Below are 14,273 nucleotides of genomic sequence, written 5' to 3' on the forward strand. Positions count from 1 at the left end.
CTCCCACGGAAGACACCGGGCCGCCTGCGGCGAGGCCCACACCGGCCCCCGCCCGCCCGCCGCGGACGGCCACGGGCCGGCCGCCGCTCCCGCCTGCCCCCGCCCGGCCGGCGAGGCCGGTGACACCACCGCCCTGCCCGCGCGCCCCCTCACGGGCCCGGACACCGCCCCCGAGCCGGGCGGAACCGCACCGCACCGCGCGACGCCGGCCACCGCCACCGGCCGTCCCGGCGACACGCCCCACTCCCCGGACCGGCCCGAGGACGCCGCACCGGGCGGCGTCACCCAGGCGGCCGCCGTCGAGACGGGCCGGCCCAAGCCGCGCCGCAGGCCACGCCGTTCGGCCGCCGGCGGTCCGCGACCGGACACGACAGCGGCCACACCCCCGGCCCCCGCCGACACCACGCCGGACAGTGCCGCCCACGCGGCGGCCCAGGCGGCCGGCACCGGGACGGGCCACCGGTCCGCCCCCGGCGGCACCGCCCGTCCGCACCCCTCCGGCGAGGACACCCCCGCCCCCGCCCCCGCCGAAACAGCCGGCCAGGCCGCCGGGACCGGCCCGGCCACGCCCCGCCGCAAGCGGCGCCGTTCGACCGGCGACCGTCCGCGACCGGACGCGACAGCGGCCGCACCCCCGGCCCCGGCCGACGGCCCGGCCGTGGCACCGGTGACGGGCGCCGAGACCGAGCGGGCCACTCCGCACCGCGGAACCCGGCGTTCCACCGCCGACGGCGCCCCGGCCGCCCGGGGATCCGACGAGCATGCGGCACAGCCTGCCGGAGCCGCCGGCAAGGCGGTCGCGCACGCCGGCCGCGCCACGTCGCGTGCGCGGCGGCGGACCGCCGCCGGCCGGATATCCGTGCAGGCCGGCCGTGAGCCGATGGCGACGGCCCTCGGGCCCGAGGAGCCCGACCACGAGCCGGCCGAAGCGGACCGGGCCGTGCCGCGCATCCCCGCGCAGCCCGATCCGCGGGGCGGATCGGCGGCCGGCCGGCACGCCCGGGGCACACACGACGGCGCAGCCGCACGGCCGGGCGCGGATTCCGGTGGGTCCGGGGGCGCGCGGGGCGGCCACGCCCCCGTCGGTCCGGGCGGCGAGGGGCCCCCACGGGCCGGGGAAGCGGCCACGGCCCAGCAGTCCATGGGAGCCGCCGCCACCGGCGGTGAGCGGCTCCGGTTCGTCGGCGCCGCCACCCGCCGCATCGCGCGGGGCATCGACCTCGACGAGATCGTGCTGGGCCTGTGCCGGGCCACCGTCCCGACCTTCGCGGACGCGATCCTCGTCTATCTGCGCGACCCGCTGCCCGTGGGCGACGAACGCCCGGTGGGCCCGGTGGTGCTGCGGCTGCGCCGCACGGACCGGCTGCCCGAGTACGTGCGGGGCGACGAGGGCGAGCCCGAGCCGTCCGGCGAGCTCGGTCCCGAGCTGGCCGGTTCGGCGGCGGAGCGCTGCGAGGTGCGCATAGGCGGGCCGCTCGCGGAGGTGCTGCGGGGTGTCCGGCCCGTCTTCGGGGACTCCGCCGCCGCCCGGGCGGCCCTTCCGGAACTGCTCGGCGAGGACCGGCAGGTACCGGCGGAACACCGTACGATCCTGGCGCCGCTGCGCGGCCGGCGGCGGGTGATCGGGGCGGCGGTGTTCATCCGCCGCACCGACCGGCCCGCGTTCGAGGGCGACGACCTGCTGGTCGCGGCCCAGCTCGCCACGCACACCGCGCTCGGCGTGGACAAGGCCGTGCTGTACGGCCGCGAGGTCTACATCGCGGACGAGTTGCAGCGCACGATGCTGCCGGACTCGCTGCCGCAGCCCACCGGCGTCCGGCTGGCCAGCCGTTATCTGCCGGCGGCCGAGACCGCCCGGGTGGGCGGTGACTGGTACGACGCGATCCCGCTGCCCGGCAACCGCGTGGCGCTCGTCGTCGGCGACGTCATGGGCCACTCCATGACCTCGGCCGCGATCATGGGTCAGCTGCGCACGACGGCGCAGACGCTGGCCGGGCTGGACCTGCCTCCGCAGGAGGTCCTGCACCACCTCGACGAACAGGCGCAGCGGCTCGGCAGCGACCGCATGGCGACGTGCATGTACGCCGTCTACGACCCGGTCGCGCACCGCATCGTGATCGCCAACGCGGGCCATCCGCCGCCCATCATGCTGCACCGCGGCGGCCGTGCCGAGGTGCTGCGGGTTCCGCCGGGCGCGCCGATCGGCGTGGGCGGCGTGGACTTCGAGGCCGTCGAGCTGGACGCGCCCGCCGGAGCGACACTCCTGCTGTACACCGACGGACTGGTCGAGTCACGGATCCGGGACGTGTGGACGGGCATCGAGCAGCTGCGCGAGCGGCTGATCGAGACGGCCCGGCTGACGGGACCCAACCCGCCGCCCCTGGAGCCGCTGTGCGACGAGGTGCTCGGCATGCTGGGCCCGGGCGACCGGGACGACGACATCGCCCTGCTCGCGGCCCGCTTCGAGGGCATCGCGCCGAGCGACGTCGCGTACTGGTTCCTCGACCCGCGCCCCCAGACGGCCCGTCAGGCACGCCGGCTGGCGAAGCGGGCACTGACCCGCTGGGGGCTGGAGGAGCTGAACGAGGGCGTCGAGCTGCTGGTCAGCGAGATCATCACCAACGCCGTGCGGTACGCCGAGCGCCCCATCACGCTGCGGCTGCTGCGGACGGACGTGCTGCGCTGCGAGGTCGGGGACGATGTGCCGCAGCTGCCGCGGCTGCGCCAGGCGCGCCCCTCGGACGAGGGCGGGCGCGGGCTGTACCTGGTGAACCGGCTGGCCCGGCGGTGGGGCGCCACCCGGCTGAGCACCGGAAAGGTGGTGTGGTTCGAGCTGCCCCTGCCGGCGCACGCCCGCCGGCAGCCGGCTGCCCGTACACCGTGAAGTTCTGGACAGAGTCCAGACCGGTGTTGCCGACGCGCCGTCGGGAGCGGTTCACTGGCCCGGTTGGAGGGCGGACGCACTCCGCCCTCTCCGGTCCCCGTTCGTTCCGGGAGGCGTGCCATGACCGATCCGGCACCTGCGTACACGACGAACAACGCCGGGATCCCCGTGGAGAGCGACGAACACTCGCTCACCATCGGTGACACCGGCCCCATCCTGCTCCAGGACCACTACCTCATCGAGAAGATGGCCCAGTTCAACCGCGAACGGGTCCCCGAGCGCGTGGTCCACGCCAAGGGCGGCGGCGCCTACGGCACCTTCGAGGTGACCTCGGACGTCAGCCAGTTCACCAAGGCCGCGCTCTTCCGGCCGGGGGCGCGCACGGAGGTGCTGGCCCGCTTCTCCACGGTCGCGGGCGAGCAGGGCTCGCCGGACACCTGGCGCGACCCCCGCGGCTTCGCGCTCAAGTTCTATACCGAAGAGGGCAATTACGATCTGGTCGGCAACAACACGCCGGTCTTCTTCGTACGGGACGCGATCAAGTTCCAGGACTTCATCCGCTCGCAGAAGCGACGCCCGGACAACGGGCTGCGCGACAACGACATGCAGTGGGACTTCTGGACGCTCTCGCCCGAGTCGGCCCACATGGTCACCTGGCTGATGGGCGACCGGGGCGTGCCCCGGACCTGGCGCCACATGAACGGCTACGGCTCGCACACCTACATGTGGCTCAACGCCGGCGGGGAGAAGTTCTGGATCAAGTACCACATCAAGACGGACCAGGGCATCGAGTTCCTCACCCAGGCCGAGGCGGACCACCTGGCCGGCGAGGACCCCGACCTGCACCGCCGGGACCTGTACGAGGCGATCGCGGACGGCGAGGCCCCGACCTGGACGATGTACGTGCAGGTCATGCCGTTCGAGGACGCGCCGGACTACCGGTTCAACCCCTTCGACCTCACGAAGGTGTGGCCGCACGGCGACTATCCGCTGATCGAGGTCGGCCGGCTGCGGCTCGACCGCAATCCGGAGGACTACTTCGTCCACGTCGAGCAGGCCGCGTTCGAGCCGTCCAACCTGGTGCCGGGCATCGGCCCGTCGCCGGACAAGATGCTCCTCGGCCGGCTCTTCTCCTACCCGGACGCCCACCGCTACCGCGTCGGCCCGAACTACACCCAGCTGCCGCCCAACCGCCCGCGCTCGGCCGTCAACTCCTACGCCAAGGACGGCCCCATGCGCTACACCCCGTCCACGACGGCCCGCCCGTACGCCCCGAACTCCTACGGCGGCCCGGCGGCCGACACCGCCCGCTTCGGCGAGACGGCGGGCTGGCAGGCCTCCGGGGAGATGGTCCGGGAGGCCTACAAGCTCCACCGCGAGGACGACGACTGGGGCCAGGCGGGCACCCTGGTCCGCCAGGTCCTCGACGACGGGCAGCGCGAGCGGCTGGTGGACAACGTCTCCGGCCACCTGAGCAACGGGGTGAGCCGGCCGGTGCTGGACCGCGCGCTGCAGTACTGGCGGAACATCGACAAGGAGACGGGCGACCGGATCGCCACAAAGGTCAACGACGGCTGAGACGCCCACCGCGGAACGGCGACGGCCGCCGTCCCCGTGCGGGGGACGGCGGCCGTCGCCGTTGTCGGTGCCGTTTGCCGGATCAGCGCTGGATGCCGTTGTCGGGCAGAGTGCCGCCTTGGTCGCCGGTGCCGGTGCTCCTGCCCGGGCTCGGGGTGATCGGGGGCTTGGGCGGGACGACCGGCGTGTGCGACGGCGTCGAGGGGCCGTGCGACTGCGGCGTCCGCGACGGGGTCGAGGACGGCGACTGGGTCTGCGCCGACCGCGTGGGCGACGGGCCGCGCGACGGCGTCGAGGACGGCGACGCCGGGGCGGACGGCTTGGTCGGCGGCAGCACCGGGCCGGTGTCCTCGTCCGTGTCCAGGTCGAACTTGGCGGTGGCGTCGTCGTCGAGGGCCTTGGACGTGTACTCGGCCCAGATCTTCGCCGGGTAACCACCACCGTTGACGCGGCTGCCACCGCCGGCACCCTCCAGGGGCACGTGCTTGCCGCCCTGGGCCTCGCCGAACAGGGCCACCGAGGTGATCAGGTCGGGGGTGTAGCCGTTGAACCAGGCCGCGGTGTCGAACTCCGCGGTACCGGTCTTGCCCGCCACCTCGTAGCGCGGGTTCTGGACGACGTTCGCCGTACCGTCGTTGACCACGCCCGTGAGGACGGAGGTCACGCCGTCGGCGGTGTTCTGCTTGATGACGCGGTCACCGGTGACCGCGTCCGGCAGCGAGTACTCCTTGCCGCCGAGCGACGCGGACTTCACGATGCTCGGGACGGTCTTCTTGCCGTGGTTGTCGAGGGTGGCGTAGAGGCCGGCCATGTCCATCGGGCTGGCGGGCATGGTGCCCAGCGCCATGGCGGGGGTCGCGTCGAAGTCGCTCTTGATCCCCATGTCCGTGGCGGTCTTCTTGACCTTCTCCAGGCCCACGTCGACGGCCATCTGCGCGAACACGGTGTTGACCGAGTCGTTCATCGCCTGCTGCACGGTGACGGGGTTCTGCGAGTACCCGTCCTCGTTCTCCGGCGCGTAGCCGGCACCCTCCTTGCCCACGACCGGGCGCTTGTTGGTGCCGTCGTAGAGCGTGCCGCGCTTGATCTTCTTGCCGTCCTGCGTCTCCGAGTCGTTCTCGAACGCGGAGGCGAGGATCAGCGGCTTGAAGGTGGAGGCGGGCTGGTAGTCCCGGCGCGTGGCGTTGCTCATGTAGTGCTTGAGGTAGTCCTCGCCGCCGTACAGAGCCACGATCTTGCCGGTCTTGCGGTCCACGGAGACGGCGCCGGGCTGGACGTGGCCGTCGACCTCACGGGCCTTCGGGTTGAGGTCGTCGGTCAGCTTGTCCTTGATCGCCCCCTCCAGCGCCTTCTGCTTCTTGGGGTCGATGCTCAGCGTGATCGTCCAGCCGCCGGCGGCGAAGTCCTGCTCGGCGTCCTTCTGGCTGCGGCCGTCCTTGACGAGGTCGCGGATGATCTCCTGCCGGGCCGCCTCGACCAGATAGCCGTTCTGGCCCTTCAGGCCCGCGGAGGGCTTGGGGTCACCCGGCTTCTTGAAGGACATCGAACGGCGCGCGTCCGGCTTCAGCCAGTCCTTCTCGACCATCTTGTCGAGCACGTAGTTCCAGCGCGCCTGGGCGTTCGCCTTGCCCGCGTCGGTGGCCACCGCCCAGTCGTACTGGCTGGGCGCCTGGAGCAGGGCGGCGAGGTAGGCGCCCTCCTCCAGGGTCAGCTTGTCGACGTCCTTGTTGTAGTACGCCCGGGAGGCGGCCTGGATGCCGTAGGCGCCGCGGCCGTAGTAACTGGTGTTCAGATATCCCGCGAGGATGTCGTCCTTGGACATCTTGTCCTGGACCTTCAGCGAGATGATCAGTTCCTTGACCTTGCGGGTGACGGTCTGCCGCTGGTCCAGGTAGTAGTTCTTGACGTACTGCTGGGTGATCGTCGAACCACCCTGCTTGCCGCGGCCCATGACGGTGTTGAAGATGCCGCGCGCGGTGCCCATCAGGTCGACGCCGGGGTCGGAGTAGAAGTTCTTGTTCTCGGCGGCGACGACGGCGTGCTGGATGTCCTTGGGGATCTTCGACAGCGGGACTTCCTCGCGGTTGACCTCGCCGATCCGCGCGATCTGCTTGCCGTCGCTCGACTTGTAGATGTTGCTCTGCAGCTTGGCCGCGGTGTTCCCCTCACCCGGCACGTCCACGTAGAAGTAGAGCGCCACGAACGCGCCGACGCCCAGGGCGATCACGCCCACGACGTAGGCGAGCAGCATCTTCCAGGTGAAGAACCGGCGTATGCCGGCCTTCTTGGGCTTCGTGCCCTTCTTCTGCGCCCGTCGCGCGTCCGCTCGGCCCATCTCTCCCGTAGCTCCAGTCCGTCCGCCCCCAACCCAGCTCATGAAGCTAACACCGCAACTGTCATCAAACGCCCATCGATCACGGCAATAACGGACGTGACATACAGCACCCCGGGTGGCGGGAACCCGGGTACGGCGTGATGCGTGAAACCGTACAGGCAGATAAAGTGATAGCACTTTGCTAGACCAGTGGCGCGCCGCTCCGGCGCGCCCCGAACCACACGGGGGCCATGCCATGTCCGACAACGCGAACGACAATCCCGAGCCGCGCGTCCACGAGGTCCCCGCGACCGACATCGGGGGCGGGCTCGCCCTGCTGCTCGGACTGGGCGGGCTGCTCCTCGGCGCCGGCTCCATCGCGCTGGGGGCCACGCTCGGCTCCGAGGGGCGCACGCCGGCGAGCGCCGCGCTGGTCACCGTGGGCATCTTGGTGATCCTCGCCTCGTTCATCGCGATGTGCGGGCTGAACACGATCGCCCCCGGCCAGGCCCGGGTGGTGCAGCTCTTCGGCCGCTACCGCGGCACGATCCGCACCGAGGGCCTGCGCTGGACGAACCCGTTCACCAGCCGCACGAAGATCTCCACCCGCGCGCGCAACCACGAGACCGCCGTAATGAAGGTCAACGACGCGTACGGCAACCCCATCGAACTGGCGGCGGTCGTCGTCTGGCGGGTCGAGGACACGGCGCAGGCGATGTTCGAGGTCGAGGACTTCCAGGAGTTCGTCGCCACCCAGACCGAGGCGGCCGTGCGGCACATCGCCATCGAGTACCCCTATGACGCGCACGAAGACGACGCGCTGTCGCTGCGCGGCAATGCCGAGGAGATCACCGAGAAGCTCGCCGCCGAGCTGCACGCCCGGGTCGAGGCGGCCGGTGTGCGCATCGTCGAGTCGCGCTTCACGCATCTGGCCTACGCTCCGGAGATCGCGTCGGCCATGCTGCAGCGACAGCAGGCGGGCGCGGTGGTCGCGGCCCGCAAACTGATCGTCGAGGGTGCGGTCGGCATGGTGGAGCAGGCCCTTGAGCGCATCAGCGAGCAGGGCTTCGTGGAACTGGACGAGGAGCGGAAGGCGGCCATGGTCAGCAATCTGATGGTGGTGCTGTGCGGTGACCGGGCCGCCCAGCCCGTCCTCAACACGGGCACGCTCTACCAGTGACCGAGGATCTTCCTCCTCAGGGCCGGCCGCGGCAGCGCAAGCAGGTGCTGCTGCGGCTCGACCCGCTCGTGCACGACGCGCTGGCCCGGTGGGCGGGCGAGGAGCTGCGCAGCACGAACGCGCAGATCGAGTTCCTCCTGCGCCGGGCCCTCTCCGAGGCGGGGCGCCTGCCGCAGGGGGCCGAGGCGATCCGCAAACGGGGCCGGCCGCCGAAGCCCTGACGCCTCGACCCCGGACCAGGGCTATACACCCCGGGCTATACACCCCACGTATACATGCCACGTATAGTCGGCCGCATGTCTATCGGACACACCCTCCTCGGCCTGCTCGAGTCCGGCCCGCGCCACGGCTACGACCTCAAACGCGCCTTCGACGAACGCTTCGGCCACGACCGCCCCCTGCACTACGGCCAGGTCTACTCGACGATGTCCCGTCTGCTGAAGAACGGGCTCGTGGAAGTGGACGGCATCGAGCAGGGCGGCGGTCCCGACCGCAAGCGGTACGCGATCACCGAGGCCGGGATCACCGACGTCGAGCGGTGGCTGAAGAGCCCGGAGAAGCCCGAGCCCTATCTCCAGTCCACGCTCTACACGAAGGTCGTCCTCGCCCTGCTGACCGGCCGCGACGCCGCCGAGCTGCTCGACACCCAGCGGTCGGAGCACCTGCGGCTGATGCGCGGGCTCACCCAGCGCAAGCGCGACGGTGACCTCGCCGACCAGCTGATCTGCGATCACGCCCTGTTCCACCTGGAGGCGGATCTGAGGTGGCTGGAGGTGACGGCGGCCCGGCTCGGGCAGCTGGCCCGGGAGGTGAGCGCATGACCCCGGACGGCTCCCTGCTCGCCGCCACCGGCCTGCGCAAGGCGTACGGGCCGACGACCGCGCTCGACGGGGCGGACTTCTCCATCCATCCCGGCGAGGTCGTCGCCGTCATGGGCCCCTCCGGCTCCGGCAAGTCGACGCTGCTGCACTGCCTGGCCGGCATCGTGCGGCCGGACGCCGGCACCGTCACCTACGCGGGACAGCAGCTGTCCGCCATGCCGGACAGCCGGCGCAGCGCCCTGCGCCGCGCCGAGTTCGGCTTCGTCTTCCAGTTCGGCCAGCTGGTGCCCGAGCTGACCTGCCTGGAGAACGCGGCCCTGCCGCTGCGGCTGACCGGCGTCCGGCGCCGCGAGGCCGAGGGCCGGGCCCGGTCCTGGCTGGAGCGGCTGGAGGTCGAGGACGTCGCCGGTCACCGCCCCGGCGAGGTCTCCGGCGGTCAGGGACAGCGCGTCGCCGTGGCCCGCGCCCTGGTCGGAGGCCCGCGCGTGATCTTCGCCGACGAGCCGACGGGTGCCCTCGACTCGCTCAACGGCGAGCGCGTGATGCGGCTGCTGACGGACGCGGCCCGCGAGACCAGCGCCGCCGTCGTGCTCGTCACGCACGAGGCGCGCGTGGCCGCGTACTCCGACCGGGAGGTCGTCGTCCGCGACGGCCGGGCACGCGACATGGCGGGTGCGTATGACCCCGCGTGACGCCCCGCCCGGGACGCGGGCCCCGCACCCGGCCGTGCGCCCGCTGCCCACCGGCCCCACCGGCGCCGCCGCCTGGGTCCGCGACCTGCTCATGGGCGCCCGGTTCGCCGTCACCGGCGGCCGCGAGGGCTGGCTGCGCACCGCGCTCACCGCGGTGGGCGTCGGGCTGGGCGTGGCACTGCTGCTGGGCGCCAGCGCCGTGCCCCACATGCTGAGCGCGCGCGACCACCGCACCAAGGTCAGGGCGGTCGACAGCCTGCCCGAGTTCATGGACAGCGGCTCCTCCGCCATCAGGCCGCGCAGCCGCACCCTGCTCGCCCAGTCGGTGAGCACCGATTTCCACGACACGCGGATCGAGGGCGTCCTGCTGCGGCCCGACGGCCCCGAGGCACCGACACCGCCGGGTGTCCGCGCCATGCCGGGTCCCGGCGAGATGGTGGTCTCCCCCGCGCTCGACCGGCTCATGAAGTCCGCCGAGGGCAAGCTGCTGCGCGAGCGGTTCGACTACCGGATCACGGGCACTATCGGCCCGTCCGGTCTGGTCGGCCCCAGCGAGCTCCTCTACTACGCCGGCAGCGACCGCATCCAGCCCCGTTCGGGCGCGGTCCGCCTCGAACGCTTCGGCGCCGACGTGCCGGACGAACCGGTCGACCCGGTCATCCTCGTGCTGACCGTCATGGTGTGCGTCGTCCTGCTGCTGCCCGTCGCCGTCTTCGTCGCCACCGCGGTACGCCTCGGCGGCGACCGCCGGGACCGCCGGCTCGCCGAGCTGCGGCTGATCGGCGCGGACGCCGCCATGGCCCGGCGCATCGCGGCCGGCGAGGCCCTGTGCGGCGCGCTGGCGGGACTCGCCATCGGCACCGGCCTCTTCCTCCTCGTACGGCGGCTCGCGGTCCACATCACGATCCGGGACAGCAGCGTCTTCCCCTCCGACCTCGTGCCGGACCCCGCGCTGGCCGCGCTCATCGCGCTCGCCGTGCCGGCGGCCGCCATCGCGGTCACCCTGTTCGCCCTGCGCGGCATCACCATCGAACCGCTGGGCGTCGTGCGCAACGCCGTCCCGCGCCGCCGCCGGCTGTGGTGGCGGCTGCTCTTCCCCGCCGCCGGGGCCGCCCTGCTCGTCCCCCTCCTCGGCCAGGCGGCCTCCGCCCCGAAGGGCGCGCCGGTCAGCACCTACCAGGTCGGCGCCGGCGCCGTCCTGCTGCTCATCGGCGTCACGACGCTTTTGCCGTGGCTCGTCGAGATCTGCGTCGCCCGCCTGGGCGGCGGGCCGGTGCCCTGGCAACTGGCCGTCCGCCGCCTCCAGCTGGGCAGCGGCAGCGCGGCCCGCGCCGTCAGCGGCATCACCGTCGCCATGGCCGGGGCCATCGCGATCCAGATGCTCTTCGCGGGCGTGCAGAACCAGTACGTGACGAAGAACGACAACGACCCCACGCACTCCCAGATCATGGGCTCCTACACGGCCGTCTCGCCCGCCGAGGTGAAGGGCATCACCGACCGGCTGCGCGCCACACCGGGCGTGCAAGCGGCGACGGGCTTCCTGGAGCGGTACGCGGACAAGGAGGGCGCCGGGAAGGACTCCCGGGGGAGCGTCACCACCGTCATCATCGGCGACTGCGACACCCTGCGGGAACTGGCCGACCTCGGCACCTGCCGGGACGGCGACGCCTTCGTCGCCGAGGCGCCGAACGGCACGAAGACCTCCTCCGTCTTCCCTCCCGGCACCGGGCTGTCCATCGAGGGCTACAGGAACATGGAGGGCGGCCGGGTGACAGCACGTTCGTACCGCTGGACCGTTCCCGCCACGGCGCGCGTCGTGCACACCCGGCCGGACGCCTTCGGCGAGCACCAGGACGGCGTCCTCGTCACCCCGTCCGCCATCGACCTGGGCGCCCTGCCCGACGCGACCACCCGCCTGCTGATCAAGGTCCGCCCGGGCGACCCCGACGCCATCGAACGGGTCCGCAACACGGCCGGCCGCGTTGACCCGGTCGTACGGGTGTGGCGCATGGGCGGCGTGGTCAAGGAAGACCACTACGCCGCGGTCGAGAAGGGCCTGCTGATCGGCGCCGTCTGCACGCTCGTCCTGATCGGCGCCAGCATGCTCGTGACCCTGCTGGAGCAGTTGCGCGAACGCAAACGCATGCTGTCGCTGCTGGTCGCCCAGGGCGTGCGCCGTTCCACGCTCGGCTGGTCGGTGCTGTGGCAGACCGCGATCCCGGTCGTCCTGGGCATGGCCCTGGCCGTGGCAGGCGGCACGGCGCTCGGCTGGCTCACCCTGCGGATGGTGGGCGGCACGGTCAGGGACTGGCTGGGCTTCCTGCCGCTGCTGGGCGCGGGGGCAGGCCTGATAGCCCTGGTCACGCTCGCCGGCTTGCCGCCGCTGTGGCGCATGCTGCGGCCCGACGGCCTGCGGACGGAGTGAGCGGGCGACTCAGCCTGTACGGCGTTTGAGGGCACCGCGCGTCAGCACGGTCCGGGGGGTGCGGGGGGCGTCAGCCCCCGGTACCCCGGAACGTTCCGGGTAACGGGTGGGCGGGTGGGCGGGTGGGAAACCGTCAGTCCACGATCCGCACCGGAAGCTTGCGCAGCTCCACACGCAGCGCATCCGCGAACTCCGAGAACTCCCCCTGCCGCGCCGCGGAACTCCGCATTGCCAGCGCGATCCGCCGCGACGGGGCCGGATCCGCGAAGTCCCCGGTGGCGAGCCGGTCGCTGCGGCCCGTCTCGACGCGCACCGCCGTGCGCGGCAGCAGTGTCACCCCGAGCCCGCCTCCCACGAGCTGGACCAGGGTCGACAGCCCGGCGGCGCTGGTGGTCACCGGCGCGCCCTCCGACCGGCCGACCTCGCGGCAGACGTCGAGGGCCTGGTCCCGCAGGCAGTGCCCCTCGTCCAGGAGCAGCAGGTCCAGCTCCCGCAGCGCCTCGCGCGGGATGTCGTCGCGCCCGGCCAGCCAGTGGTCGCACGGCGTGACCAGGACGAAGTCCTCGTCGAAGAGGGGAAGCTCCGTGATGCCCGGCACACCGAGCGGCACCGCGAGCAGCAGCAGGTCCAGCCGGCCCTGGGTGAGCCCGTCCAGCAGCGAGGAGGTCTGCTCCTCGTGCACCTGGAGGTCGAGGTCGGGGTACGCGTCGTGGACCAGGCGCAGGACCGTGGGCAGCAGATAGGGCGCGACGGTCGGGATGACGCCCAGCCGCAGGACGCCGGTGAAGGGGGCGCGGGCGGCCTCCGCCTCCTCCATGAAGGCGCCGACCGCGTCGAGGACCGCGCGGGCACGGACGGCGAGCCGCTCGCCCGCCGGGCTGAGCAGGACCTTGCGCGTCGTACGCTCGACGAGCCGGATCCCGAGGGACTCCTCCAGGGCCGAGACGGCACTGGAGAGCGCGGGCTGGCTCATGCCGATGGCGGTCGCGGCGTCGCGGAAGTGCAGATGCTCCGCGACGGAGGCGAAGGCGCGCAGCTGCGCCAGGCTGGGCTGGCGCGGCCGGCCCGGGGACGCCGGGGATATGGGTGCGGGTGCGGATCCCGATGACATGACTGATAACCACCTCCGATCAACACCACACAGTCTAGCTATTTCCGTTATCAATACCTCCTGTGGCACTGTGGAGCTCGTCCAACCCCGCAGGAAGCCCCGCACCCAGGGGCTTCTTCGTTGCAAGGAGAGCGCGTGCTCACTGTCGGTGACAAGTTCCCCGAGTTCGACCTGACCGCCTGCGTCTCGCTCGAGAGCGGCAAGGAATTCCAGCAGATCGACCACAAGTCCTACGAGGGCAAGTGGCGCGTGGTGTTCTTCTGGCCGAAGGACTTCACCTTCGTCTGCCCGACCGAGATCGCCGCCTTCGGCAAGCTGAACGACGAGTTCGCGGACCGCGACGCTCAGATCCTCGGTGTCTCCGGTGACTCCGAGTTCGTGCACCACGCCTGGCGCAAGGACCACGCCGACCTGCGTGACCTGCCCTTCCCGATGCTGGCCGACGCCAAGCACGAGCTGATGCAGGCCGCCGGTGTGGAGGGTGAGGACGGCTACGCCCAGCGCGCCGTCTTCGTCATCGACCCGAACAACGAGATCCAGTTCGTCATGGTGACCGCCGGTTCCGTCGGCCGTAACCCCAAGGAAGTCCTGCGGGTCCTCGACGCCCTGCAGACCGACGAGCTGTGCCCCTGCAACTGGAACAAGGGCGAGGACACCCTCGACGCCGCCGCCCTCCTCGCGGGCTGATCCGTCATGGCCCTCGACGAGCTGAAGTCCGCCATACCGGACTACGCCAAGGACCTGAAGCTGAACCTCGGCTCGGTCATCGGCAACTCCGGTCTTCCGCAGCAGCAGCTGTGGGGCACGGTCCTCGCCTGCGCGATCGCGACCCGTTCGCCGATCGTGCTGCGTGAGCTGGAGCCGGAGGCGAAGGCCAACCTCTCCCCCGAGGCGTACACCGCCGCCAAGTCCGCCGCCGCCATCATGGCGATGAACAACGTCTACTACCGGACCCGGCACCTGCTGTCGGACCCGGAGTACGGCAACCTGCGCGCGGGCCTGCGGATGAACGTCATCGGCAACCCCGGCGTGGAGAAGGTCGACTTCGAGCTGTGGTCCCTGGCCGTCTCGGCCATCAACGGCTGCGGCATGTGCCTCGACTCCCACGAGCAGGTGCTGCGCAAGGCCGGCGTGGAGCGCGAGACGATCCAGGAGGCCTTCAAGATCGCGTCGCTTCGACGGCCTCGAACGGCGCGACCGGTGGGGCCGGTGGAACCGCCGCCGCGCCGTGCTGACCATCACCGCGCTGTGCGTCAACTGCGGTGCGC

Annotated in this window: 10 protein-coding genes and 1 pseudogene; 9 read left to right on the forward strand and 2 right to left on the reverse strand. The window is 72.2% G+C overall.

All coding sequences use genetic code 11. The features are described 5' to 3' along the window. Window positions 1-880: 880 nt before the first annotated feature. Complete coding sequence (locus AB0K09_RS19555; protein ID WP_366066640.1) at window positions 881-2,884, forward strand: ATP-binding SpoIIE family protein phosphatase; 2,004 nt, start codon at window positions 881-883, stop codon at window positions 2,882-2,884. 120 nt (window positions 2,885-3,004) lie between these two features. Further along, on the forward strand, window positions 3,005-4,462 hold the full coding sequence (locus tag AB0K09_RS19560) for a catalase (RefSeq protein WP_366066631.1): 1,458 nt from the start codon (window positions 3,005-3,007) through the stop codon (window positions 4,460-4,462). Between the two features lie 82 nt (window positions 4,463-4,544). Here the strand turns inward: AB0K09_RS19560 and AB0K09_RS19565 are convergent, their stop codons facing one another. After that, entirely contained in the window at window positions 4,545-6,797 is a 2,253-nt protein-coding gene (locus AB0K09_RS19565) for a transglycosylase domain-containing protein (protein ID WP_366066632.1), read from the reverse strand. 235 nt (window positions 6,798-7,032) lie between these two features. Here AB0K09_RS19565 and AB0K09_RS19570 point away from each other — a divergent pair, with 235 nt between their 5' ends. The 5 genes from AB0K09_RS19570 (at window position 7,033) to AB0K09_RS19590 (ending at window position 11,894) form a co-directional block, all read left to right on the forward strand. After that, window positions 7,033-7,956, forward strand: coding sequence for an SPFH domain-containing protein (locus AB0K09_RS19570; RefSeq protein WP_366066633.1), 924 nt, complete (start codon window positions 7,033-7,035; stop codon window positions 7,954-7,956). Continuing rightward, the gene (locus AB0K09_RS19575; protein ID WP_366066634.1) at window positions 7,953-8,177 is read left to right on the forward strand and encodes a hypothetical protein; all 225 of its coding nucleotides are present in this window, start codon (window positions 7,953-7,955) and stop codon (window positions 8,175-8,177) included. Before AB0K09_RS19570 ends, AB0K09_RS19575 begins: the two co-directional genes overlap by 4 nt. 75 nt (window positions 8,178-8,252) lie before the next feature. Next, the gene (locus AB0K09_RS19580; protein WP_366066635.1) at window positions 8,253-8,777 is read left to right on the forward strand and encodes a PadR family transcriptional regulator; all 525 of its coding nucleotides are present in this window, start codon (window positions 8,253-8,255) and stop codon (window positions 8,775-8,777) included. After that, entirely contained in the window at window positions 8,774-9,469 is a 696-nt protein-coding gene (locus AB0K09_RS19585; RefSeq protein ID WP_366066636.1) for an ABC transporter ATP-binding protein, read from the forward strand. The genes AB0K09_RS19580 and AB0K09_RS19585 overlap by 4 nt, the downstream gene beginning before the upstream one ends. Then, the gene (locus tag AB0K09_RS19590) at window positions 9,456-11,894 is read left to right on the forward strand and encodes an FtsX-like permease family protein (RefSeq protein ID WP_366066637.1); all 2,439 of its coding nucleotides are present in this window, start codon (window positions 9,456-9,458) and stop codon (window positions 11,892-11,894) included. The genes AB0K09_RS19585 and AB0K09_RS19590 overlap by 14 nt, the downstream gene beginning before the upstream one ends. Before the next feature lie 133 nt (window positions 11,895-12,027). Here AB0K09_RS19590 and AB0K09_RS19595 read toward each other — a convergent pair whose 3' ends face one another. Then, complete coding sequence (locus tag AB0K09_RS19595; protein ID WP_366066638.1) at window positions 12,028-13,005, reverse strand: hydrogen peroxide-inducible genes activator; 978 nt, start codon at window positions 13,003-13,005, stop codon at window positions 12,028-12,030. Between the two features lie 135 nt (window positions 13,006-13,140). Between AB0K09_RS19595 and AB0K09_RS19600 the strand changes: the two genes are divergently transcribed. Beyond that, the gene (locus AB0K09_RS19600) at window positions 13,141-13,692 is read left to right on the forward strand and encodes a peroxiredoxin (protein ID WP_366066639.1); all 552 of its coding nucleotides are present in this window, start codon (window positions 13,141-13,143) and stop codon (window positions 13,690-13,692) included. 6 nt (window positions 13,693-13,698) lie between these two features. Further along, window positions 13,699-14,181, forward strand: a pseudogene (locus AB0K09_RS19605) (alkyl hydroperoxide reductase); the annotation flags it as partial. Window positions 14,182-14,273: the final 92 nt, after the last annotated feature.

Origin of the sequence: Streptomyces sp. NPDC049577 (assembly GCF_040675635.1) — a bacterium.
Taxonomy (GTDB): Bacteria; Actinomycetota; Actinomycetes; order Streptomycetales; family Streptomycetaceae; genus Streptomyces.